This is a genomic window from Marinomonas sp. TI.3.20, assembly GCF_038155025.1.
Lineage (GTDB): Bacteria > Pseudomonadota > Gammaproteobacteria > Pseudomonadales > Marinomonadaceae > Marinomonas > Marinomonas flavescens.
Genome location: NZ_JBAKAS010000002.1, coordinates 282,340 through 306,124 on the forward strand (window position 1 = coordinate 282,340; position 23,785 = coordinate 306,124).

23 protein-coding genes are annotated in these 23,785 nt (G+C 41.4%); 4 read left to right on the forward strand and 19 right to left on the reverse strand.

Going from position 1 to position 23,785, the window contains the following annotated elements; all coding sequences use genetic code 11:
* Nucleotides 1–2,310: a type I secretion system permease/ATPase gene (locus V6259_RS03820; RefSeq protein ID WP_341583385.1), complete on the reverse strand. Its 2,310-nt coding sequence runs from the start codon at nucleotides 2,308–2,310 to the stop codon at nucleotides 1–3.
* 144 nt (nucleotides 2,311–2,454) lie between these two features.
* On the opposite strand from V6259_RS03820, the gene V6259_RS03825 reads away from it, so the two are divergent.
* Complete coding sequence (locus tag V6259_RS03825; protein ID WP_133011015.1) at nucleotides 2,455–2,823, forward strand: hypothetical protein; 369 nt, start codon at nucleotides 2,455–2,457, stop codon at nucleotides 2,821–2,823.
* 24 nt (nucleotides 2,824–2,847) lie between these two features.
* Here the strand turns inward: V6259_RS03825 and V6259_RS03830 are convergent, their stop codons facing one another.
* From V6259_RS03830 to V6259_RS03850, 5 genes are all read right to left on the reverse strand, one after another.
* Nucleotides 2,848–4,806: a bifunctional diguanylate cyclase/phosphodiesterase gene (locus tag V6259_RS03830; protein ID WP_341583386.1), complete on the reverse strand. Its 1,959-nt coding sequence runs from the start codon at nucleotides 4,804–4,806 to the stop codon at nucleotides 2,848–2,850.
* 10 nt (nucleotides 4,807–4,816) lie between these two features.
* Entirely contained in the window at nucleotides 4,817–5,446 is a 630-nt protein-coding gene (locus tag V6259_RS03835; RefSeq protein ID WP_133011013.1) for a transglutaminase-like cysteine peptidase, read from the reverse strand.
* A gap of 80 nt (nucleotides 5,447–5,526) precedes the next feature.
* Nucleotides 5,527–5,814 carry a DUF1244 domain-containing protein gene (locus tag V6259_RS03840; protein WP_341583387.1) on the reverse strand — a complete coding sequence of 96 codons (288 nt, stop codon included), beginning with the start codon at nucleotides 5,812–5,814 and terminating at the stop codon, nucleotides 5,527–5,529.
* 15 nt (nucleotides 5,815–5,829) lie between these two features.
* Nucleotides 5,830–6,441: a tRNA-uridine aminocarboxypropyltransferase gene (locus V6259_RS03845; protein WP_341583388.1), complete on the reverse strand. Its 612-nt coding sequence runs from the start codon at nucleotides 6,439–6,441 to the stop codon at nucleotides 5,830–5,832.
* Between the two features lie 4 nt (nucleotides 6,442–6,445).
* Nucleotides 6,446–7,171, reverse strand: coding sequence for a pyridoxine 5'-phosphate synthase (locus V6259_RS03850; protein ID WP_133011010.1), 726 nt, complete (start codon nucleotides 7,169–7,171; stop codon nucleotides 6,446–6,448).
* Nucleotides 7,172–7,323: 152 nt separating this feature from the next.
* Here V6259_RS03850 and V6259_RS03855 point away from each other — a divergent pair, with 152 nt between their 5' ends.
* The 3 genes from V6259_RS03855 (at nucleotide 7,324) to V6259_RS03865 (ending at nucleotide 9,031) form a co-directional block, all read left to right on the forward strand.
* Complete coding sequence (locus tag V6259_RS03855; protein WP_341583390.1) at nucleotides 7,324–7,998, forward strand: DNA-3-methyladenine glycosylase I; 675 nt, start codon at nucleotides 7,324–7,326, stop codon at nucleotides 7,996–7,998.
* 34 nt (nucleotides 7,999–8,032) lie between these two features.
* Nucleotides 8,033–8,680, forward strand: a complete 648-nt coding sequence (locus V6259_RS03860) for a DsbA family oxidoreductase (protein WP_341583391.1) — start codon at nucleotides 8,033–8,035, stop codon at nucleotides 8,678–8,680.
* 156 nt (nucleotides 8,681–8,836) lie between these two features.
* The gene (locus V6259_RS03865) at nucleotides 8,837–9,031 is read left to right on the forward strand and encodes a (2Fe-2S)-binding protein (protein WP_133011007.1); all 195 of its coding nucleotides are present in this window, start codon (nucleotides 8,837–8,839) and stop codon (nucleotides 9,029–9,031) included.
* A 4-nt stretch (nucleotides 9,032–9,035) separates the two neighbouring features.
* Here the strand turns inward: V6259_RS03865 and bfr (V6259_RS03870) are convergent, their stop codons facing one another.
* The 13 genes from bfr (V6259_RS03870) to mrdA form a co-directional block, all read right to left on the reverse strand.
* The gene (gene bfr / locus V6259_RS03870) at nucleotides 9,036–9,500 is read right to left on the reverse strand and encodes a bacterioferritin (RefSeq protein WP_341583392.1); all 465 of its coding nucleotides are present in this window, start codon (nucleotides 9,498–9,500) and stop codon (nucleotides 9,036–9,038) included.
* An 11-nt stretch (nucleotides 9,501–9,511) separates the two neighbouring features.
* Nucleotides 9,512–9,985 (reverse strand): bacterioferritin, encoded by a 474-nt coding sequence (bfr, locus tag V6259_RS03875; protein ID WP_341583393.1) that lies wholly within the window; start codon nucleotides 9,983–9,985, stop codon nucleotides 9,512–9,514.
* Between the two features lie 54 nt (nucleotides 9,986–10,039).
* The gene (parC, locus tag V6259_RS03880) at nucleotides 10,040–12,343 is read right to left on the reverse strand and encodes a DNA topoisomerase IV subunit A (RefSeq protein ID WP_133011004.1); all 2,304 of its coding nucleotides are present in this window, start codon (nucleotides 12,341–12,343) and stop codon (nucleotides 10,040–10,042) included.
* Nucleotides 12,344–12,581: 238 nt separating this feature from the next.
* Complete coding sequence (locus V6259_RS03885; protein ID WP_341583394.1) at nucleotides 12,582–13,466, reverse strand: GNAT family N-acetyltransferase; 885 nt, start codon at nucleotides 13,464–13,466, stop codon at nucleotides 12,582–12,584.
* Nucleotides 13,467–13,577: 111 nt separating this feature from the next.
* On the reverse strand, nucleotides 13,578–15,473 hold the full coding sequence (speA, locus tag V6259_RS03890; RefSeq protein ID WP_341583395.1) for a biosynthetic arginine decarboxylase: 1,896 nt from the start codon (nucleotides 15,471–15,473) through the stop codon (nucleotides 13,578–13,580).
* Nucleotides 15,474–15,639: 166 nt separating this feature from the next.
* On the reverse strand, nucleotides 15,640–16,599 hold the full coding sequence (lipA, locus tag V6259_RS03895) for a lipoyl synthase (RefSeq protein ID WP_133011001.1): 960 nt from the start codon (nucleotides 16,597–16,599) through the stop codon (nucleotides 15,640–15,642).
* A 1-nt stretch (nucleotide 16,600) separates the two neighbouring features.
* Nucleotides 16,601–17,245, reverse strand: coding sequence for a lipoyl(octanoyl) transferase LipB (gene lipB / locus V6259_RS03900; protein WP_133011000.1), 645 nt, complete (start codon nucleotides 17,243–17,245; stop codon nucleotides 16,601–16,603).
* On the reverse strand, nucleotides 17,246–17,551 hold the full coding sequence (locus V6259_RS03905; RefSeq protein WP_133010999.1) for a YbeD family protein: 306 nt from the start codon (nucleotides 17,549–17,551) through the stop codon (nucleotides 17,246–17,248). It abuts the gene before it with no gap.
* Between the two features lie 25 nt (nucleotides 17,552–17,576).
* Entirely contained in the window at nucleotides 17,577–18,725 is a 1,149-nt protein-coding gene (locus V6259_RS03910; RefSeq protein WP_341583396.1) for a D-alanyl-D-alanine carboxypeptidase family protein, read from the reverse strand.
* Between the two features lie 84 nt (nucleotides 18,726–18,809).
* The gene (locus V6259_RS03915; RefSeq protein WP_445928498.1) at nucleotides 18,810–19,727 is read right to left on the reverse strand and encodes a septal ring lytic transglycosylase RlpA family protein; all 918 of its coding nucleotides are present in this window, start codon (nucleotides 19,725–19,727) and stop codon (nucleotides 18,810–18,812) included.
* The gene (gene mltB / locus V6259_RS03920; RefSeq protein ID WP_341583398.1) at nucleotides 19,727–20,785 is read right to left on the reverse strand and encodes a lytic murein transglycosylase B; all 1,059 of its coding nucleotides are present in this window, start codon (nucleotides 20,783–20,785) and stop codon (nucleotides 19,727–19,729) included. Before mltB ends, V6259_RS03915 begins: the two co-directional genes overlap by 1 nt.
* Nucleotides 20,782–21,903 carry a rod shape-determining protein RodA gene (gene rodA / locus V6259_RS03925; RefSeq protein WP_133010997.1) on the reverse strand — a complete coding sequence of 374 codons (1,122 nt, stop codon included), beginning with the start codon at nucleotides 21,901–21,903 and terminating at the stop codon, nucleotides 20,782–20,784. The genes mltB and rodA overlap by 4 nt, the downstream gene beginning before the upstream one ends.
* Nucleotides 21,900–23,783: a penicillin-binding protein 2 gene (mrdA, locus tag V6259_RS03930; protein ID WP_341583399.1), complete on the reverse strand. Its 1,884-nt coding sequence runs from the start codon at nucleotides 23,781–23,783 to the stop codon at nucleotides 21,900–21,902. The genes rodA and mrdA overlap by 4 nt, the downstream gene beginning before the upstream one ends.
* Between the last annotated feature and the right edge of the window lie 2 nt (nucleotides 23,784–23,785).

Consider the following 23,785-nt stretch of genomic DNA (forward strand, 5'->3'; position numbering starts at 1 on the left):
TTAACTAACCTTAAGCTTGCCTTGTCTTAGCGCTTCATGTACTTGCGCTTTTGGTCCATCTGCAATTAGTCGACCGTTATCCATCACAATGATTCTATCTACCATATCTAACATCGACGCTTTATGTGTGATTAATATCAATGTTTTATCTTTAACAACATTAATAAGACGGCGCTTCATTCTTGTCTCGGTTGTGTTGTCCATCGATGCGGTAGGCTCATCTAGAATAAGAATCGGTGGGTTGAAGAGCAAAGCTCGTGCTATTGCAATACTTTGACGCTGACCACCCGATAAGAGCATTCCTCGCTCACCCACAATACTATCTAAACCACTAGGTTTACGATTGGCAAATTCAGACACACCTGATAATTCCGCTGCGCGAATAATCGCCTCATCCTCCATATATGGAACACCCATCACAATATTGTCCCGAATAGAGCCGTAAAAGAGCGTTACGTCTTGGGAAACGGAGCCAATATTACGACGCAGGTCTGTCGGATTGATTTGACGTACATCGACACCATCTACACGAACCGCACCGTCAATAGGTGTATAAAGCCCCGTCATTAATTTACCCAATGTGGATTTTCCAGAACCAATACGACCGATGATACCTACTTTTTCACCAGGCTTAATCTTGATATTAATTGAGCTAATCGCCGCTTGTTCTTGCTCTGGATAAGCAAAACTTACTTCATCAAACTGGAAGTCACCTTCAAATTTAGCACGATGGACAAATTTCACATCATCAGGATTTTCTACCGGTGAACTCATAATTGCATTGAGCGAACTAAAAGCAGACTTGGCTTGGTTGTAACGGGTTGCAAGCCCTGCTATTTGAGCCATTGGCCCAAGTGCTCGACCCGTTAACATAACAGATGCGACCAACGCGCCCATACTCATGTTGCCTTCAGAAATCTGATAAACACCAACAATAACAATAACAACCGTTGTGAGCTGTTGAACAACCATAGCGAAAGAAGAACAAGACTGAGACAATTGACGTGTTTTAATCCCCCAATCTGCAATGTTACCGACCGCATTTTCCCACTGCTTTTGGAGAACGCCTTCCGCATTATTTAATTTAACACTCTCGGCGTTATACAGGCTTTCAATTAATACCGCATTTTTCTGAGAGGCTGTTTTTTGGCTTTCCTCAATCGAACGTCGAAGCGGTATTTGAATAATGATGCTGTAAGCTAAAATTAGAAATATGGTAACAATAGGAATATAGCCAACAGGTCCACCGATGAGCCAAATAACCCCCACAATCAAAAACATAAAAGGGATATCAACCAAGGTAGTAATTGAGGCAGACGTAATAAAGTCTCGAATACTCTCAAATTCCTGAAGATTTTTTGCAAACGCTCCCACCGATTGAGGGCGAGATGCCATAGTGATGTTATTTACTTTAGAAAAGATGGCGGCAGAAATCAGAATGTCTGATTTTTTCCCTGCAATATCGATAAAGTAAGAGCGCAACGTGCGTAATAAAAAATCAAACAAATACACTACAGCAGCACCAATAGCCAACACCCATAAGGTGTCAAATGCATTATTAGGAACCACCCTATCATAGACATTCATCACAAAAAGCGGACTGGCAACAGCAAAAACATTAATCAATAAAGAGGCAATAAACACATCTCGATAAATGCGCCAAGATTGCGTAATCGTCCCCCAAAACCAGTGTTTTTTACTGGCTTTTTCACTCTCTTTTTCTGAACGTTTATCAAATTGATAAATCGGCTTAACAAAAAAACAATAGCCACTGTATGACTCTAATAGCTCATCAAGAGGAAGTGTAATTTCCCCTTCTCCAGCTTCAGGACGCATCACTTTCGCAAAGCCTTCCTGCTGGTTAACTTCTAATAAAACACAAGCGTGTTGATCTTTAAGCAACAAAACCGTAGGCAAAACCATATCTGGAATTTTTAACAATGGTCGCTTGATAAACCGAGAGCTGATGCCAATGCGCTTCGCCGCACGTTTGAAAAGTGCTGGCGTCATATCATTGTCGGTTAAAGGTAAACCGGCAGCAATGGAATCTGCTGAATAAGGGTTGTGGAAATATTTACTTAATAAGACTAAACAATCGAGAAGTGGGTTTGGATACTCTAGGTCTGCGCCCAAAATATTCCACTGACTAGAAGCAGCTTCATCACTGGAAGTTTTGTTATCTGAAGTGGAATCTGGCTGCTCAGGGTTATTAGCTGTGCCAGCATTTTCCTCGTTTTTCACCTTATCATCGATTGGTGATTCGTCAGATACTGAAGTCGGGGCTTGCCCTGGACGAGCGGAGTCAGACATACTTCATTTAGCTCCTTAATTTGTACGAAAAACATAGGTTTAATAACCTACTTCAAATAACTCTAGTCTAGAATAGTGCTTATTGAGTAAGATAGAAAGACTACCAATGAATCTATACTAGATTAAATAACATGGAGAAGCGCTGTGCTCTACGCAAAAGTGAACGAAGAAGGTGAAATCATTGATGTTGCCACCTCTCAATCAAGCGAATACAAGCTGCTAGTTGCCCCTAATGACCCTACTGTTGCAGAGTTGTTAGAATCTAAATTCAAAAACATTGAAACAGACACCCAAGAAATTCTTGATAATTCTGACGTTGACATGATGCGTGTAATAGAAGATTTGATCGATCTATTGAGTGCAAAGCGCATCATTCAGTTCACTGAACTTCCGATGGCAGCACAGAAAAAATTGCTCAGTCGAAAATGGGTTCGTGGCGTACACAATGGCAGTGATGATGGCCTTATCATTGATGATACTCTCTCTTCTGATGACAATGACGCTTTAATTTAGCACGTCATTGTCATTTAAATTGGGCTACATCTCTTGAGCTTGATCTATAGCATAACCTTGACCTGCAGTGATATCGAATTTCTCTAGACGACTCAATTGCTGCTGACTTTCAATACCTGTTGCAATTATTTGAATATTTAAGCTATTAAACATTTTACACAGTATATGCATGAAAAAGGCTTCCGACTCTTTGCCTGTCGCCAGCTTCGTATAGGAGGGATCTACCTTCACATAGTCCGGAAGCAACTGCTGTAAATAATGAAAGGTAGTAAATTGCTTACCTACATTATCAATCCCAAACACCACATCGTGTCTTTTTAATACCTCTGACAATACTATCGCCTGATCTTCGACAGCCAACACACTTTGCTCTGATACCTCAAAAACAAGTTGCTTACGGATCGCAAGATCTAAGCCTTGCAAGGTTTTATCCAACCAATCAGTAAATGTAGGCTTTGAATACGCAGAGGCAGAAAGGTTAATGGCTAAAGGAGTCTGTCGTTGATCACCGTGTCGCTGCGTAATAAATTCAATCACACGAAGAATAATGACTTTATCTAATTGATCTCCTAGATCAAACTGCTCAGCCAAACCAATGAAGTAACCCGCATGATACTGCTTGCCTTCATAATCAAGACTCGCAAACACTTCTTCATGCATGACGGTGCCCGCTTCTTCAAAACATATAATTTTCTGCTTCCTTAAAAGAAACGCTCGATTTTTAATCGCATACTCCAACATATCTTTCCAAACAAGCCGTCCAATGGCCATATCTTGACCAGTAATCGCATCAAAAACACGAAGAGTATTTGAGCCAGCGGTTTTAGCCTCTCTCAACGCAGCATCTGCTTGAGCCATGGCATTAGAACGACTTACTCTACCATTTAATGAAACTGCACCAATATTTGCAACCGCGTCTGCGTAGGCTATTTGATTAGGAATAAGCACCATTAAACCTTCCAAAATATCCTCAACAACATGCTTCAATCTATCTTGGTCGATATTAGGTATTAAAATAATAAAATCTGCACCAGACAAGCGAGCGACTGAAGAAGAGGAAGCCACTGTTTTCATTTTATCCGTCATGATATTAGCTGAAGCCTGAATAAACAGATCAGCCGCTTCATAACCACGCTCATTATTGAGCTTTCCTAAATCAGATAAACTAACAAGCACTAGGCCATCCATGGTGCGATCACTACTGGAAAAATAAGCCTTAGCCTGACTTTCAAAAAAATTACGGTTACCTAACCCACTTACTGGATCTTTAAAGGCTTTCGCCTGGAGCCATTGAACCGTTTCAGCCTCTGCATCAAAGTCTTTTTCAAGCTTTTCTGTGAGTCGATTCATTGCTTGCACAACCAGTTTTAACTCACGTGTTTTTGGCAAGTTTTTCATTTTAATAAATTGGCGATGTTGTATCGCTTCTGCTTGCTTTACCACTTCTCCTAATGGCCTAAAGAGGAAACGAAGCGCGATACTACCGAACAAGATTGTAACCACGCCTATAATAAAAAAGGACACCAACAAGTTTCTGCTTGCTAACCATAACTGGTTATAACCATAACCAGCGCTACCAGTAATGTAGACTTGCCCTAATTCATTCCAGCCATTAGAGATAACCGCATTAGCTTGAGGGACATCAAAACTAATGAGTTTAATAAACCACTGAGGAACACCATCAATTTTTGTTTCATTTTTACGAACAATATCTTTGTCTGTGGCGTAAACGTGCATTCTAATTTCAGAAAAATAGCCACTGTCAAAAACAGCGTTAATGGCACTGTCTACTGACGCATAATCTTGCGCAGCCATAAAATCAGACACTGTCATACTAAGTGACGTGGCTGAATCTTGTGTTGTCGACTCTAGCTGATTGATCAAATAGCCTTTGGTTGTATTGAAATTAATCCCCATTACAACAACGAGTATTACTGAAAAAATGACTATAATCGTCATCATCAACTGGCGAAATAGCGTCACTTGGATTCTCCTAGTTATTGTACGTGGCAAGTCGGTTATTTAAATCGGTCCAGAGACTCAATCTCGATGAACCTCCCACTAATTGACCACGCCCTTTTTCTTTTGAAAGCCACAGGTTTTTTGCATTAAAAGAATAAATGGGTAATAAATCATGGCGCTGTGAGGCAGGCTTCAACTCTTTGTCTAAATTATCTAAAATGACGGGAATAGACGTTGGTTTGTTATAATAAGCCAATACCATGTGATGCTGATTGAGAGTGAGTGCTTTAACATATACTAGGCGAAGCTTCTCATCAGGCACACCCAATTCTCGCAAAGTGAAATATTTGGCTATCGTAAAGTCTTCACAATCACCACCTCTAGTCGCCAAAAATTCAATCGGCGTTGCCCAGTAATCTTCTTTCCCCCAATGGTCAAGATCATCCACAAAGTCCAATGAATTAAAAAAATTATTCACCGTTGCCAGCTTATTAACAATGGAAAGATTCTGAGAATCAGCGACCAACCTTCGCCATGCTAACACCCGTTTCTCAGCATTCGGTCCGTACTGTCTACCCACTTTTTGAGCAATCGCAAAATACTTATCCGATATATCAGCATAAAGCCAAAGCTGAGGGATAATACACAATATTAAAGACAAACAAACAACCCGCTTACGAATTGAAACGCTTCTCGTTAATGATCGTATAAAAGCAATAAGGCCGTTTGGCACGTTAAGCCTTACTTAGTCACTTTTGCGGCAAAAGCAGCAAGCTGCTCAACAGTTGCCTCCGGTTGATACTTTTTCTTCCAGTCACTGTAAGGTTCACCATAAACATACTCACGAGCGCCATCGTAATCAATCTCAACGCCCTTTTCTTGAGCCTCTGCCATGTACCATTTACTTAGACAATTACGGCAAAAATCAGCCAAATTCATAAGATCAATATTTTGCACCGATTTGTTGTCATCTAAATGTTTAAGGAAACGGCGAAATACGGCAGCTTCAATTTCAGTTTGTTTATCCATGAACTTACCTTAGTGTTAGCGATCGATTATTGACGAATGTTTATGGCTCTTTGGCTGACAACGCCATTGCCACTCAATTGATGCGACCATAAAATCTCTAATTGGTTGCATTGTATCTGTTGTTAATTGTTCCACCGCATAGCAGCACGCTTCTAACGTTGATAACGCTTTATCATTAGGTGACTTGCGAATTTCATACTGCTCTTTTGGCGGGCAGGCAAACATTAGGCTATTAATTGAATGCAATAGTGGCTGGGTCAAATAGAATCGCTTTGCCTTTCGCCACGTGGCATCTATCAAAATAATCCCTTTGATAATGGCAATTTCTTCTTTCTCTAATTGCTCTATCAAGTTCGCCTGTTCATTAGGATAAACAACGCGCCATTGCGTAAACTCTAAACTCTGTAATCGAGCTTCCAACGTCACATCGTCCATCGCAATGCATTCAATTTGAGGCAACGCCAGCGCCAACAAAGATACGGTGTTTTTCGCGTGCTTCGCTTCTTTAGGATCCTGCAATACGATAATGCGCAGATCAACTGAGCGACTTGACGGCAATAAATGACAAACACACTGAGTCTGTAAAAAATGACAAACTTGGCAACGCGGACGTTTCTCACGCATCATTATATTAAGAAAGTTTTTCTAGATACGCTTTAATCACATTATCCCAACCTAAGTCTAACGCTTCTGCCGTTAATGCATGACCAATCGACACTTCCGTTATCCGACCTGGCTGGCATAACACTTCGATATTAGTGAGATCTAAATCATGTCCTGCGTTTACACCAAGCCCTACATTCAAAGCCGCTTGCGCGGTATTTTGATAAGCTTGTGCAATAGATTCAAAGTCCGCATTATGATAATTATTAGCGTACTCCTCTGTATAAAGCTCAACTCGGTCTGCGCCCACTTCTTTTGCGAGTGCCATATTGTCTGCATCAGGATCCATAAACAACACAACCCGAATGCCTTTTTCTTTGAGTTTAGCAATAACTGGACGCAGCGCATCTTGGTCGCGAGCAATGTTCCAACCGTGGTCAGAGGTTAGTTGATTCGGATCATCTGGTACTAAAGTGCACTGATGAGGCACGACTTCTAGCACCACTTCTAAAAACTGTGCGTCAGGAAAGCCCTCAATATTTAATTCTGCATTAGGATAACTTTTTAACAGTTCTTTTAGATCATAAGCATCTTGATAAGTTGCATGACGCTGGTCAGGTCTTGGATGGATAGTAATACCAAAAGCGCCGAGCTCTAAGCTGCGCTTGGCCATATCAACCATGTTTGGGTAATTTCTTCCACGAGAATTTCGAAGTAAGCCTATTTTATTCAAGTTAACGCTTAAGTGTGTCATTTAACTTCTCTCGATCTGTTTGAATGTATTTTGTCGCATTATAAGACAAAGCATTAGCTAACATCACTAAAATACCACATCAATTACCCACCTCTACCCAGTTTCATTTCATATCCTTATGGTAAACTTATCCATAGTAAAAAGGAGTCGTCATGTATTACGAACCATTTCAAACAATTTATGACCGCGCCGCATTAAGACACGGTGGCAAACAAAACCTAGAACAGCAACTAACCAAACCATTAAATCACACTCAGCTTTGCCAACATTCAGATGATCGTTGGTTAGCCGCCTTCTCACAAAAAATATTTCAATCTGGCATCAATTGGCAAGTTGTAAGAAATAAATGGGAAGGGTTCGAAACGGTATTCTTTGGTTTCGACATTGAAAAAATGCTTTTCATCCATAATGAAATGTGGGAAGAAAAAGCCAAAGACACTCGTATTATTCGTAACTTTGGTAAAGTCATGACCATTCGTGAAAATGCATTAATGATCAGTGAATGCCAACAATCCAACGGTTCATTTTCAAAATTCATTGCAGATTGGCCGACAAATAACATTATTGGGTTATGGGCTTATCTAAAAAAACACGGTCAACGACTGGGTGGAAATACAGGGCCGTATACGCTTAGGATAATGGGCAAAGACACTTTCTTAATGACAAAAGATGTTGAGGGTTATTTACGACTTAATGAGATCATAATAACAGGAAAAGATACCAAATCCGCGCACCAAGCAACACAAGATGCCTTTAATCATTGGCAAGAAGAAAGTGGTCGATCGCTAAATGAAATCAGCCAATGTATTGCAATGAGCGTCAATTAACTTACCTTTTAAGAATCACAGTTTAGGAGAGAACATGGCAGACCTGCGCATCGATATTATTTCAGATGTTGTTTGCCCCTGGAGCTATCTAGGGTATACAAGATTAAAACAAGCAATAGAACAGTTAGGAGACAATTACCGGATCGACATTCGTTGGCAACCCTTTGAACTTCATCCTGATATATCACCAGAGGGCGAAGACAGAGAAGCTTACTTGAGCAAGCGATTTGGTAGCCAAGAAAGACTAAACGAAGCGACTCATGCTCTACAGCAAGTAGGAATAGAAAACGGCATTACGTTTAACTTTTCAGAAAAAGACCGCCTACCTAATACCAAACTGGCTCATCAGTTTATCTTAGCGGCAAGTAAAGTAGATTTATCAACGCCACTGGTTGTTGCCTTGTTCAATGCGCACTTTACCCTTGGGCAGGACATTGGCAAAAAGACCAAACTTGAAGAGATAGCGTTGAGTATTGGGATGAAAGAAAGCGACATTCAATACGCTTATGACCCGAAAGCGAGGGCTATCGTCGACAAAAAAATAGCCAGACTGACAAGTTTAGACATCACCTCAGCGCCCACCTACGTCATTAATGACAAATATATGATCCATGGCGCTCACTCCCCTGAAGATTTTCTAAAAATCCTCAATGATATTGCGGAAAAAAGCCTCTTAGCCTAGCCTTTAGTGTACTTATACGAGTTAGTTTATTCGCTATCTCGTATAAGTTATTTCAAAGACATTATCTATAAGTAAAGAACCCCATAAAAGTTGATAATCATTTTCATTCGCAGTATTATTCTATTATCAAAACATTAATAAGAGTGATTTTCATTTATGTACGTATGTCTTTGCAATGGAGTAACCGACAATCAAATCAAACAATCTATTCATGAAGGCTCCATGACGATGAAAGCCTTGTATCAAGACACCAACTTGGGAAATCAGTGCGGCAAATGCTGCCAATGCGCTAAACAAATACTGAATAATGAGCTTCTGAAAATTTCAGAAACCCAATATCAGGCTGCCTAAGTCATTACATTTGTGATTGAAGGTAGTTTTCGATACCTGAATTTTTAATCAGAATCTGTTGAGTTTCCAGCCAATCAATTTGTTCTTCTTGTTCATCTAAAATCTTTTCAAGCGCGTCTCGGCTCATAAAGTCCAGTTTAGATTCACACAGATCAATGGTTTCTTTCAGCACCTTGAGTGTATCAAGCTCAAACTCTAAGTTCGCCGCAATCATTTCTTCGCTGTGCTCTCCAATACGTAAACGCCCTAAATCCTGAAGATTAGGTAAGCCCTCTAAGAACAAAATTCGCTCAATCAAACGGTCTGCATTTTTCATTTTCTGAATAGAGACTTTGTAATCCGCTTTGTCTAAGCAACTAAAGCCGAAATCTTTAAACATTCGAGCATGTAAAAAATACTGATTAATACCAACAAGCTCATTCGCTAACACTTTATTTAAACCAGCAAGTACGCTGCGATCGCCTTTCATAAAATGCTTCCTTATTTACCCATTTGCGACTGAATATAGTTTTGTTGACCGATTTTATCCATTAGGCCAAGCTGCTGCTCTAACCAATAAACATGATCTTCTTCTGTATCAAATAGTAATTTCTCTAACATTTCACGCGTCTGATAATCAGCTTCTGCTTCACACAAGGCGATGGCTTCGCGAACACAAGCAACCACTTCAAGCTCTAAAGTAAGGTCATTAGACATCATTGACTGCACATCTGAACCTACCATTAAATCTCGACGGTTGGTCATACATGGCACACCTTCCAGAAAAAGAATACGCTTAATCAACCAATCTGAATGCTGAGTCTCTTCTTCCATTTCATGATTTAAGCGAACATAAAGCTTATCCATGCCCCAATCATCGTACATACGTGAATGGATAAAATACTGATCTATAGCCGCCAATTCATTCGCTAAGAGCTTATTTAAGCCATCAATAACCTTCTTACTGCCTTTCATCTCTATCTCCTTATGGCCATAAGACCATCTTGCATGCATTTATCAATAGGGTCTTTAATCGCGTAACAAATCCGCTTCACCTTTATTCGGCTTGCCTTCTCCGACTTTAACGTCAAAGGAATCAATTCGCTGGAAGCCTCTAGGCAATTTTAAACCTCGACGGCCACGCTCACCCACATAATCTAGCAAGTCTTTTTCCATAAAGGACATAAAGCGTTTGCCCGCGTAAGCCATCAGTAGGTCATTGGGTAATACACACGCCATTGATACCAGTAGCTCTTCTCTCTCGGCCGCTCGAGCACTTGGAATACTTAACATTTTATTCCCTTTGCCTTTCGCCATTTGAGGTAAAGAAGCCACATCAAACACCAGCATACGCCCCTCATTGGAAACCACTACAACTCGCCCTGTTTGTGGATTTTCTACCAACACAGGCGCCATCAGCTCAGCACCTTTAGGCAATGTTAGTGTTGCCTTACCAGATTTGTTTTTTGCATAAAGGTCTTTTAACTGCGCAACAAAACCATAACCGGCATCACTGGCAATAAGATAATGGGTATCTTCATTATTTAAGACTGCGGCCACAATTGAGACATCTTTTTCAAGGCTAATACGACCTGTAATTGGCTCGCCCTGTCCTCGTGCAGAAGGTAAAGTATGCGCCTTCATTGAGTAGGTACGACCGTTAGAGGCGAATAAAACTAGGGTTTGATTTGATCGGCCTTTAGCACTAACTAAGAAACTGTCACCCGATTTGTAGCTAAGCCCTTCCACATCCAAATCATGACCTTTACCAGCGCGGATCCAGCCTTGCTTAGAAATAACAACGGTAATAGGGTCATTTGAAAGTAAATCTTCTTCATTAAACGCTTGGGCCTCTTTGCGCTCAACGATAGGTGTGCGACGATCATCACCGAAAGCATCAATGGCTTCACGAATTTCTTTGGTAATCAGTTTTTTCAATTTACTATCTGAAGAAAGCAATGCTTCTAGCTGCAAACGCTCTTTTTCCAACTCCGCTTGTTCTGCTAGAATTCTAACTTCTTCAAGTTTTGCCAAATGACGTAACTTCAACTCTAAGATAGCTTCTGCTTGAATTTCTGTTAATCCAAACTTGGCTATCAACTCGATTTTGGGCTTTTCTTCAGTACGAATAATATGAATTACTTCATCAATGTTTAGAAAGGCAACTAATAAGCCTTCTAATATATGAAGCCGACTATTCACCTTATCTAATCGGAACTGTAAACGGCGGCGAACCACATCAATGCGAAAGCGTAACCATTCCGTTAAAAAGTTTTTAAGCGTTTTAACCTGAGGCAAGCCATCCAACCCTATGACATTCATGTTTACACGGTAGGATTTTTCTAAATCCGTTGTCGCAAAAAGATGCGTCATTACAGATTCGATATTCACGCGATTAGACTTAGGAACAATAACCAAACGAGTAGGATTTTCATGATCAGACTCATCTCGAAGGTCAACCACCATCGACAGCTTTTTAGCCGGATTTTTATCCTGCATCTGTGCGGCTATTTGCTCAAGAATTTTACTACCAGATACCTGATGCGGTAGTTCATGAACAACGATCTCCCCTTCTTCCACTTCGTAACGAGCACGCGCCTTAATCTGCCCTTTACCTGTTTCATAAAGCTTGCGTATATCACTACGTGGCGTAACAATCTCACCGCCTGTTGGAAAATCTGGCCCTTGAATAAAGCCGAGTAGATCATCTAATTCCGCCTTCGGATTATTAAGAAGATGAACACAAGCTTCTCCCACTTCTCTTAAATTATGAGGAGGAATATCCGTTGCCATCCCAACAGCAATGCCTGTCGTACCATTAAGCAATAAATTGGGTAGGCGCGAAGGCAATACTGATGGTTCCTGTAACGTACCATCAAAGTTAGGCACCCAATCAACAGTCCCCTGACTCACTTCGCCCAGTAAAACATCCGCATACTTTGATAATCGAGACTCTGTATAACGCATCGCTGCAAATGATTTCGGGTCATCCGGTGCCCCCCAATTGCCCTGCCCATCCACCAATGGATAACGATATGAAAATGGTTGCGCCATCAACACCATAGCTTCATAGCAAGCACTGTCTCCGTGCGGATGAAATTTACCTAATACATCGCCCACGGTACGCGCTGATTTTTTATACTTAGCCGATGCTTTTAAACCAAGCTCACTCATTGCATAAACAATACGTCGCTGAACGGGCTTTAATCCATCACCAATGTGTGGCAAAGCACGATCTAAAATGACGTACATGGAGTAGTTTAGGTACGCTTTCTCTGTATAGTCTTTTAATGACAGCGTTTCATTAGACTCAAAACTTAACGGCTCACTCAAGGAGGAGTTCCTTCTACTGCATTTTGGCGTAAATTACTCGTACACCAAGAATTGAAAAAAATAGTGTGTTCGTACTATAAAGAAACATGCTTATTGCCTGCAACCTTAGCTCTAAAGTTTATCTGGATAGGTTCTTTAATCGCTCACCCATAACCTAGTTATAAATGAATTATGGCAACAGACATGAGAGAAATATTGAGGCTCTGCTTTAATACCACTATTCGTTAGTGGCTGGATTTCATCTTAATAACATGGCCGTTAGCACATGATCTTCCCATTGACCATTTATCTTTAAATAGTCTTTAGCATAACCTTCTTTCACAAAACCTAACGCCTTGAGTACCGCACCACTTCGCTCGTTTCTAGGCATATAATTTGCCTGAATCCGGCTAAGATGGCACTCTTTGGAAATATAGTCATTTGCCACACTCAACAACTCATGCATCAAGCCTTTACCCTGTTCAGCTTCTCTTAAGCTATAACCAAGGTGACAAGACTGAAACACACCGCGCACAATATTGGAATAATTGGCATAACCTAGCATTCGACTTTCATCAGGCGATAAAAAACAAAAAGCGACGCCACGATCTTCAATAAAATCTCGACGCATTTCTCGTATCCGCAAGGTACAAACTTCTAGCGAATAGTAAGCATCTGCTCGCAAAGGCTCCCAAGGCGCAAGGAATTTTTTTTCTTCAGATACATACGCCTTTAATAAACCAGCGTCTGACTCATCGAGAAGCTTAAGCACGCCTCTTGCGGTGTTAATCCTCGGGAAACGCGACGTTTGATCCGCTGCATTAGTTTGCTTGAATGATCTATTTTCTAACACTTCCACTAATCGTAGCGAATAAGATTCAAACCAAAACTGCTCAGCTAACGACAGCGTTCTTCGCAGGATATTGTTGTTGATCCAACTAGTGGCTGTTTCGCGGTCTTGCCAGTAGGTAATCAGTAAATCGGTTTCACCTAGTGAACACTCTGACGCTAAAAAGCCAGCTTGCTCTTTTGCTAAGTCACGAAGCTTATCAATCATAATTCTATAGGTCATATTCTCAAGCATCACCACGCTAGAAAGTATAACGGCAAAACAAGGTGCATTCGATTGAGATTGAATCGTCATAGTCATCCTAGTTAATAGAAAAATAACTAACTCGTGCCCACAAAAGTGAGCACGAGTTACAATGGAGTTATTTCGGACTAATCCTTTAAAACAACGAATTTAAGCCTATCATTACGATAGATACGTTGTTCCTCTTAACACCTTATTGTAGGTTTCAATAAGTTTTGTTTGCTCTTCAAGGTCCAAATCACTAGCAGATACTTTATCTTGATAACACTTCAGCAGTGCTGTTTCATCATAACTTACATACTTAAGTACATCTTGAACGCTATCCCCCATCAACACATGGTCAATTCTAAAACCATCATCAGTGAGATAAACATCGACCGAGCAAGTATCACCAAAAAGGTTATGCAAATCTCCGAGAGTCTCTTGATAAGCACCCACCAAGAAAAAGCCCATTAGATAATCATCATTGACTGGCGGTGGCGGAAGCGGCAATGAAGACTCGATCCCTTGTCCATCAACATAACGATATAAGCAACCATCTGAATCACACGTAACGTCTTGTATTTTACCTCTAAACGAAGGCGCCTGATCCAACCCTTGCAATGGTAAAACAGGAAAAAGCTGATCAATCCCCCACGCATCTGGCATGGATTGGAAAACAGACAAGTTCACAAATAACTTCTCTGCAAGACGTTCGTTAAGCTCATCAATAACAGGTCGATGACCACGGTTACGATTGTCTAATTTTGGCAATAAATTACGACAAGCCACAACAAACAGGTTTTCAGCCTGAGCTCGCTGCTCAAGATTAAGCTGGCCATGGTTATAAAGAGTTAAGCTGTCTTTAAAGTCATCGAGAAGATCATGGTAAATCTCAACTAGAGAACGGGTATCATTTTCCTCGTCATTTTTCAGACTCTGATAACAATCCCAAAGGCGCTGTATTTCTAGCACACTGTCTGAATCTGGCGCTTCAATCGGCAATAGCTCTGCGCCATGAGAAAAGACATCTGCAATCATCATTGCATGATGCGCCGTCACCGCTCGTCCAGATTCTGAAATCAAATTTGGGTGTGGCAAATTGTATTGATCACACACGTTATGGAATGCAAACACAACGTTATTAGCGTATTCGCTGATACTATAATTTGCAGAATAGGCATTCTGCGAACGAGTTCCTTCGTAATCTACACCTAGCCCGCCACCAACATCGACCCATTTCACAGGAACACCCATCTGGTGTAACTCTGAATAATAACGTGCGCATTCTTTTAAGCTGTTTTGAATATCACGAATTTTAGTAATTTGAGAGCCAAGATGAAAATGAATCAACTCAAGACAACCCAGCATTTCTAAGTCGCGCAAACGATCAACCGCACGCAATAATTGAGATGTTGTTAGGCCAAATTTAGACTTTTCCCCACCACTGTTACTCCAATGGGTGGAACTGGTGGATGCTAAACGAATCCGAATACCGATTCGTGGTTTCACATTAATCTTCTTGGCTTCATCTAAAATAAGATCAAGCTCATGGAGCTTCTCAACCACAATAAAGACTTGATGACCCATCTTTTCAGCCATCAAAGCCAAATGAATAAACTCACGATCTTTATAGCCATTGCAAACGATGATGCCATTCGGATTCTGGTGCATGGCAAGCACAGCCATTAATTCAGGCTTACTTCCTGCTTCCAAACCAACGGTAGAAGGATTATCTGGCTGACAACCTGCAATTTCTTCTACTACACGTCGTTGCTGGTTTACCTTAATAGGATAAACAATTGAATAGTTCGCTTTATAATCATAATGCTCGATGGCTTGGCAAAATGATTCAGTGATTTTTTCGATTCTTGAATGCAGAATGTTAGGAAAACGCACCAAACACGGATACGGAATACCTTGATCTTTTAGCGCTTTAGAAAGCTCTGTTAGATCAATACTGTTTTCCCTATCTGGCAACGCCATAACACGACCTTGATCGTTAATAGAGAAAAAGCCTGCGCTCCAATGAGTGACGTTATAAAGTTCAATAGAATCTTTCACTGACCAAGGCTTCATTTTGCCTCCTAAAATCCGTATAAATACATCAAAAAGCTTAGATTAATGGCCCAAATGCTCATCATCTCAACTTACTATAATTTTTATATCTTTCAATGACATAATAAAAAAGCGGCGCCAAGGACAAAACCCTCGACTCCGCTCTTTTTTGTACCGTTATAATAGCTTAAGAAACTCGTTCACCGTGAGCTTGTTTATCGGCATGATAAGAAGATCGCACTAGCGGTCCACAAGCGGCATGCTTAAAGCCAAGTTCTTTTGCCACTTCTTCATAGCGAGCAAACTCTTCCGGCGGCACGAAACGCGCCATAGGATAATGATGCTTAGAAGGCTGAAGATACTGACCAATCGTCAACATTTCAACATTATGTGCGCGCAAATCTTTCAGCACATCGACGATCTCTTCAAACGTCTCACCTAAACCAACCATCAAACCTGATTTTGTTGGAACATCAGGGCAACGATCCTTGAAATTTTTCAACAAGTCTAAAGACCATTGATAATCAGAACCAGGTCTCACTTGACGATACAAGCGTGGAATGGATTCCAAATTATGGTTAAACACATCAGGTGGTGCAATTTGCAAAATATCCAGAGCTGTTTCCATACGACCACGAAAATCAGGCACTAACGTTTCAATTTCAATGTTAGGACTTAATGCACGAGTTTCAGTAATACAGTCTACAAAGTGTTGAGCACCACCGTCACGCAGATCATCGCGATCTACAGATGTAATTACGACATACTTAAGTTTCATATCTCGTATTGCGGCTGCTAACTGTTTTGGCTCGTCAGGACTAAGCGCATTAGGACGACCATGTGCCACATCACAGAAAGGACAGCGACGTGTACAAATTTCACCCATGATCATAAATGTAGCCGTACCGTTACTAAAGCATTCACCCAGATTAGGGCAATTAGCTTCTTCACATACTGACGCCAATTTATGTTCACGTAACGTTTTTTTAATACGAGCAATCTCAGGAGAAGCAGGCATTCGTACACGCAACCAATCTGGTTTGCGTGGAATTTCTTCTGTTGGAACTACTTTTATAGGTATGCGTGCCATTTTATCGGCACCACGAAGTTTTTCGCCTTGGACAACGCGTTTGCGTTCTGCAGTCATTCTATTTCCACCCTTGTTGGATAGTCGGATGTTTGTATCCGAGCTGCTCAGCAAGCTGGTTCGCTAACTGAACTTTAACATTAGAAAAATCGACCTGGCTGTTAAGTTGTGCCATATCGACCATCTGAAGACCTTGATAACCACATGGATTAATACGATTAAACGGCGATAGATCCATATCGACATTTAGCGCTAACCCATGAAAAGAACATCCTCGTCGAACTCGCAAACCCAAAGACGCTATTTTTTTTTCATCTACATACACACCAGGCGCATCAGGTTTGGCATAAGCTTCAATACTATTAAGCTTTAGTGTCTCAATAATGGCATTTTCAAGCACACTGACCAAATCCCTCACACCAATACCGAGTCGTTTTAAATCAATCAGTACGTACGCGACTAGCTGACCAGGACCATGATAGGTAACCTGCCCCCCTCTATCTACTTGGATAACAGGAATATCTCCGGGTGCAAGTAAATGCTCTTCTTTACCTGCTTGTCCTTGTGTAAATAAAGATGGGTGCTCCAGCAGCCAAATTTCATCTTGATCTTCTTTAGAGCGAACTTGGGTGAATGCTTTCATTCGTTCCCAAGTTGTCTCATAAGCGACCACACCTAAATCACGGCAAATAAGGTTCAAATTCATCTAAAGAACCATCTTAACCGCTTCAAGCGCCATTAGATCTTTATGCAAATTTCCTAGCTGCTCTTCACCCTGAGCCAAAATACGGAAGCTGAAGCTGACAAAGCGACCTTTACTAGAACGATTTATGTTACTCGCTTCATTCCCCATTTCAGGAGCATGAACCTGCATGCACTCGACAATGTCCATATGCACACCATCAACATCAAGCGCCACTACTTTTACAACGTAGTTTTCACAAGGAAATTCTATTTTAGGTGCATCTACAGCGTTCTCAGCTTGGTCACCGTTTTTTGTAATCAGAGCCATCAGTATTCCAATAGACCATTAAGATCTAAAATAAATTCATGAAGAAGAGTTTAATTTTATCAAACATACGCTTAAAGAATCCACCCTGATCAACCGGTTCGAGAGCAACAACGTTTTTCTCCAACACAATATTTCCTGGTGTCCCTACAGTAATTTTACCTAAAACATCACCCACTTTAATCGGCGCTTCAAGCGTAGGGTTTAGTTGCAAGCTTGCTGGCAAAGAATCTGCATCTTGGCGAGGCAATGTCACTAATACATCGTTAGCAAAACCCACTTTGACTGTATTCTGGCTACCACCCCAAACACGCGCATTGCTTAGCACTTGTCCACGGCTGTAAAGCTTACGAGTTTCATAATATCTGAAACCGTAATCCAATAATTTTTGCGATTCACCGGCTCTCGCTTCATCTGATTTCGTCCCCATTACTACGGAAATTAGACGAGTACCATTACGAACAGCGGAAGCGGCCAAACAGTAACCTGCGGCTTCAGTGTGACCTGTTTTCAAGCCGTCAACAGACTTATCACGCCATAAAAGACGATTTCGGTTAGGCTGGCGAATATTGTTGTAAGTGAAGTACTTCTCAGCATAAATAGGATAGTTTTCAGGGAACTGAGTAATCGTAGCTCGCGCTACAATTGCAATATCATGGGCACTAGAGTAATGACCATCAACTGGGTATCCCGTTGCATTTACAAAATGAGAGTCTTTCATCCCAAGCAGTTTTGCATGTTGATTCATCAAATCAGCAAAGGCAGATTCACTGCCTGCAATATGCTCTGCAATCGCTACTGTCGCATCGTTACCAGACTGTACGATCATACCTTGCATCAGTGTTTTTAAAGGGACCTTGGTTCCTTCGCGAACAAAGGTGCGTGAACCTTGCATACGCCAAGCTTTCTTACTAATAGTAACTTGGTCCGTCATTGCTATATCACCTCGAGCTAACTCGTACTCAGTAATATAGGCCGTCATTAATTTAGTTAAGCTTGCTGGTGGCAATTTTTCATCAGCATTATGCGATACCAAAATATCACCAGTATAAGCATCCATAAGGATGTAGCTACTAGCGGCAATTTCTGGAGGTGCTGGAATTAGCGTAGGTTCTGCGTGAAGGACATTGGCGGTAATGCCCAGAAATACGGATAAAATAATTAGGAGTCGTTTCATGCTCTACAACATCTGGTTAAAAAAGTTTACAAATAATACTAGAGGATATGACGAATCTCTAGCCCATGGAATTCGCCTTTACAGTTACATGGCAACTCGTACAGGCTTAGCAAAACCAGCTTTATGAAGTTTATCTTGCCAATTCGACAATTCAACATCACTTGCATAAGGCCCTACTAACACTTTATACAGAGCATCATTCTGTTTAACTATCTCGATATTCACTTGAGTATCAAAAACAGAAAATAGCTGCTGTTTTAAACGATTAGCCGCTTCTTTAGTTGAGAATGCACCCAGCTGTAAGTGCGTAAAAACCGGTGTTTCTTTCGTACTTTTCGGCACGCTAACAACAGGGCTAGGAGCCAATATAATCGGGGGATTAACCTCTTTTTTCGTCACTGATGACGAGGTAGGTTCCGCACGATATACACCACCTTTAGGCGGTGTAATCGCTTCTATTCTAACACGAGCCAAACCTTTTTTCTGATAACCTAACCGCACGGCCGCTGCATAAGAAAGATCTATTAATCGATTACCGTGAAAAGGTCCTCGATCATTGACCCTAACAATTACCGAGCGCTGATTATCAAGGTTCGTCACTTTCAAATACGTCGGTAAAGGAAGGGATTTATGTGCCGCTGAAAAAGCATACATATCATATGTTTCCCCATTTGAAGTAGTGTGTCCATGAAACTTCATCCCATACCAAGAAGCAGTCCCTTCCGCAACGTACCCTTTAGCGGATTTCATCACCCAATACTTCTTACCCCAAACCTCATAAGGACTTTTATTTCCTCCGCGGCTTTTTGGCTCCCATTTAGGAACCAAATTGGGTAAATGATCCACTTTGACATCATGATCCGGAGCGTGATCTTTAAGAATAGTATAGCGTCCGCCAGCAGAAGCCTTATCATAGTCAGCAGAACTCATCGTATTACCAGTACAACCACTCAACAATACGACACTAAAACTCACTAATAGAAAAATAAAACAACGATTAATCACTTCTCTCCTATACTCTTGGCAAGTTCCAATACAGACATTGCGTAACGTCTGCTTGGATTATAATCCATGATAGTGAAAAAGTTTTCATAAGCTAGCCAATAAGACATCTTATCTTCAGCTGTACGCAATCCAATCAGCCCCATTTTCTCTGGTAAAAATGACTGGCTTGGCAATATATCTAACGTAGACCACTGCGCTGCCGTTTTGATTGGTTTGCTATCAAAATTTACCCATTTTTTCACTGTTTCAGGGAATTTTACATTTGCCATAACCAAGCAAGGCTTATCGAATTCCCAACCATGATGTTTCAAGTAATTAGCAACACTGCCTATTGCATCAGCATCAGAATGCCAAAGATCAATTCGCCCATCACCATCATAATCAATTGCTAATTTACGGTAATTAGAAGGCATAAACTGAACCATTCCCATAGCGCCACTATAAGAGCCTTTAGTCGCACCAATGTTCCAACCATTTTCACGAGCAAGCAAAAGATAGGCTTTCAGCTCACTTTGAAAGTACTTTTGTCGTCTAGGGTAATCAAAAGCAAGCGTCGTTAAAGAAGTAAAGACATCTTGCGACCCTGTAATACGACCATAATAGGTTTCAACACCAATCAAAGACACGATAATATGCCAGTCGACACCGTATTCTTTTTCCGCTTTATCGAGCCAATATTTATTCTTTATGGCAAAAGCCTTACCGCTTTCTATCCGCTGACTGCTTACAAATCGAGTGCGATATTTGTAATAGGGAATGAGTACTTCAGGTTGATTATTAGATTTTTCAATCACCTTCTCACGAACTTTAATTCGAGAAAAAGCAAGCTCTAATCTTTTCTTATCAAAGTGATCGTTTTTTACTAAACGATCTATGAAAGCTTGCACCTGAGGGTTGGCTGCGTAAGAAGACGCTATGCTTTGTGGTGCATCTTCAAGTAATTCATTGCTTACTTTAAGCTCATCCCCTAATTCTCTACTTTTTGCTTGGTCTAAACTACTGCACCCAGCGAGGCCAAGCACTAGTAGTATTCCTACTGCTAGTTTTATCATCATCTTGCTCTTTTGTGTGTTTGCACCGACATAAGAATGCCAAAGGTTGCCATAATCGTTATGATCGATGTTCCACCATAACTCACTAGAGGCAAGGGTACCCCAACCACAGGTAAAATGCCTGATACCATGCCGATATTTACAAACATATAAACAAAAAATGTGAGTGTTAAACTACCAGCCAATAAGCGGGCGTAATTATCTTCAGCCGTACCTGCTATATATAAACCACGAGAGATAACCAAGAGATATGAGAAAATCAAAATACCGCAACCCAGCATGCCAAATTCTTCGCCAAGCACTGCGACAATGAAATCGGTATGGCTTTCAGGTAAGAAATTAAGTTGCGCCTGAGTCCCTTCTAACCACCCCTTGCCGTACAAACCACCGGAACCAATGGCTGTTTTAGATTGAATAATATTCCAACCAGAGCCAAGGGGATCGCTTTCTGGATTTAAAAAAGTAAGCACTCGCTGGCGCTGATAATCATGCATAAAATGCCAGAGAGCATAACCCGCAGCAGGCGCTAAAACAGCGGCACTGACAATATAGCGCCACCCTAGACCTGCCAAAAATAAAACAAAAATACCGGACACTGCCACCAATAACGCGGTCCCTAAATCGGGCTGTTTAGCAATCATGACGACTGGAATCAAAATAAGCGCCAGCACAGACAACACTTCTTTGAACGTTGGTGGGAGCTGTCGATCAGAAAAGTACCAAGCAATCATCATTGGCATAAGGATTTTCATAATTTCGGAAGGTTGAAAACGCAACCCGCCAGGCAAAGCCAACCAACGCTGCGCCCCCTTTGCCCCCACACCAAAAAGTAGCACGCCGATCAGCAGCAAAACCAAGAAAACAAATAACGCCGGAGATGCCCTACGCATGTACTTAGGTGGCAGTTGCGCCAAACCCAGACAAACTCCCATGCCAATGCAGAAACGGACACCTTGTCGCTCTACCATAGCCATATCTTCGCCAGAAGCAGAATAAAGCACAACTAGACCGCCAGCCATCAATAACAGCAGCGCGCCCAAGAGCAATATATCAACGTGGATCAGTTTCCAAAGACGAGCGTTAGCAAAAGTAAGCGCCCTCTTATAAACATTATCAGTCACTGATTTTTACCTTTTAAATAGTCGTAACGTTTTGGATATTTACCATCGATATAGGCATCAAAAATCTTTTTCGTTAAATCAGCTGGTAAAGCGGCACCGCCACCATTTTCGAAAATGGCAAAAATCGCAATTTTAGGTTTTTCTACAGGTGCAAATGCAATAAACAACCCATGGTCATGAAGTCGCTTGACTAACTTATCTGCCTCGTACTCTTCACCATCTTGCAGACTGAAAACCTGACCAGTCCCTGTTTTACCCGCAATCGTATAATCCGTACCTTGCAAGCGACGACCTGTGCCTTTAGGGTCAGTGATTACTTTGCTCATGGCGGTTGCTATCTTTTCCCAATTACTTTGGTCTTTGAGAATAATATTATGCACCCCACCAGAATCACCTTGGAAAGTAGCCGGCTTACCACCTATCGTCCTAGCCATACGCGGATAATAATAATGCCCACGTGCGGCAATAGCGGAAACCGCTGTTGCCATTTGTATCGGCGTCGCCACCATAAAGCCCTGGCCAATACCAATATTTACTGAGTCACCTGGATACCAAGGTTGATTGTATTTGGCACGCTTCCACTCTTTAGATGGCAACAACCCCACACTAGCGCCATCAAGGTCTAATATCGTGCTCTTACCAAAGCCAAAGCGCGATAAAAAATCATGAATAGGTGTCACGCCCATTTTATTTGCCAGCTGATAAAAGTAGGTATCCACTGATTCAATAATAGCGCGCTGCAAATTAATCCAACCATGACCACCACGCTTCCAATCACGGTAGCGACGACCGCCTGGATTGATTTGATAATAGCCTCGAGCAAAATAGCGTTCAGTCCAAGAAGAAAAACCATATTCAAGCCCAGCCAGCGCCATAAAAGGCTTGATTGTTGAGGCCGGCGGATATCCTCCTCGCAATGCACGATTAAACAAAGGCAGGTCTTTAGAATTACGCAGAGTAGAATAATTTTTGTAAGAGATTCCCCTCACAAATAAATTAGGATCAAACCCTGGTTTAGATACCAAGGCCAAAATGCCGCCCGTATTGGGGTCAATAGCAACGACAGAACCTTTATAATCGCCCATCAAGTCATAGGCATATTGCTGTAATCGTGCGTCCATATAAAGGTGAATATTCTTACCTGGAACAGGGTTGACCTGACTAAGCTCTTCCATGATACGACCACGGGCATTCACTTCTACTTTTTTAATACCAGCTTTACCAAATAAAGTACTTTCGTAGTAACCTTCAACACCGGTTTTCCCGATAAACAAAGCACCTTGATAAGCTTGCTTATCTACACGCTCTAAATCCTTGGAAGTAATGCGCCCAACATAGCCGATAGAGTGAGCAAAGGCTTTATCTTTTCCATAAGGGTAATATCGAGTTAACTGCGCTTCGACTTGAACACCATCAAGCTTATAAAGGTTAACAGCAATTCTGGCCCACTGCGCATCAGTGAGTTGTGATTTTAAGGTAATAGATTGGTAAGGGCGACGATACTCTTTTAACTTTTCGTCAAACTGATCCCATTCGTCTTGGCTAATATCAATCATGCCCGAAAGCGTTTTTTTCAACCAAGGCAGACTCTTAATCCGTTCAGGAGTGACTGTTAAACTGTGTATAGGACGGTTATCAGCAAGCACAACACCATTGCGATCATAAATAAGCCCACGTGGCGGTGGCACAGTGACCAGCATCACGCGGTTCTCATCTGATTTAGTTTGATAAAGCTTGTACTGCACAACTTGAAGATAGAATAAGCGCGCCATCAAAACACCGGCTAAGAGCAACACCAAGAGCCCTGCGATAATAATACGCGATTGCGTCAGTGTTTTTTCTTTGCGGTAATTACGAAAATTTTGATGTCGACGACTCACCG

What these genes read in the sequence shown, in the direction of transcription:
- V6259_RS03820 (WP_341583385.1), bottom strand. Translation starts at nt 2,310, where the DNA reads ATGTCTGACTCCGCTCGTCCAGGGCAAGCCCCGACTTCAGTATCTGAC.
- V6259_RS03840 (WP_341583387.1), bottom strand. Translation starts at nt 5,814, where the DNA reads ATGGATAAACAAACTGAAATTGAAGCTGCCGTATTTCGCCGTTTCCTT.
- V6259_RS03845 (WP_341583388.1), bottom strand. Translation starts at nt 6,441, where the DNA reads ATGATGCGTGAGAAACGTCCGCGTTGCCAAGTTTGTCATTTTTTACAG.
- V6259_RS03850 (WP_133011010.1), bottom strand. Translation starts at nt 7,171, where the DNA reads ATGACACACTTAAGCGTTAACTTGAATAAAATAGGCTTACTTCGAAAT.
- V6259_RS03855 (WP_341583390.1), top strand. Translation starts at nt 7,324, where the DNA reads ATGTATTACGAACCATTTCAAACAATTTATGACCGCGCCGCATTAAGA.
- V6259_RS03860 (WP_341583391.1), top strand. Translation starts at nt 8,033, where the DNA reads ATGGCAGACCTGCGCATCGATATTATTTCAGATGTTGTTTGCCCCTGG.
- V6259_RS03865 (WP_133011007.1), top strand. Translation starts at nt 8,837, where the DNA reads ATGTACGTATGTCTTTGCAATGGAGTAACCGACAATCAAATCAAACAA.
- bfr (WP_341583392.1), bottom strand. Translation starts at nt 9,500, where the DNA reads ATGAAAGGCGATCGCAGCGTACTTGCTGGTTTAAATAAAGTGTTAGCG.
- bfr (WP_341583393.1), bottom strand. Translation starts at nt 9,985, where the DNA reads ATGAAAGGCAGTAAGAAGGTTATTGATGGCTTAAATAAGCTCTTAGCG.
- V6259_RS03885 (WP_341583394.1), bottom strand. Translation starts at nt 13,466, where the DNA reads ATGACGATTCAATCTCAATCGAATGCACCTTGTTTTGCCGTTATACTT.
- speA (WP_341583395.1), bottom strand. Translation starts at nt 15,473, where the DNA reads ATGAAGCCTTGGTCAGTGAAAGATTCTATTGAACTTTATAACGTCACT.
- lipA (WP_133011001.1), bottom strand. Translation starts at nt 16,599, where the DNA reads ATGACTGCAGAACGCAAACGCGTTGTCCAAGGCGAAAAACTTCGTGGT.
- lipB (WP_133011000.1), bottom strand. Translation starts at nt 17,245, where the DNA reads ATGAATTTGAACCTTATTTGCCGTGATTTAGGTGTGGTCGCTTATGAG.
- V6259_RS03905 (WP_133010999.1), bottom strand. Translation starts at nt 17,551, where the DNA reads ATGGCTCTGATTACAAAAAACGGTGACCAAGCTGAGAACGCTGTAGAT.
- V6259_RS03910 (WP_341583396.1), bottom strand. Translation starts at nt 18,725, where the DNA reads ATGAAACGACTCCTAATTATTTTATCCGTATTTCTGGGCATTACCGCC.
- mltB (WP_341583398.1), bottom strand. Translation starts at nt 20,785, where the DNA reads ATGATGATAAAACTAGCAGTAGGAATACTACTAGTGCTTGGCCTCGCT.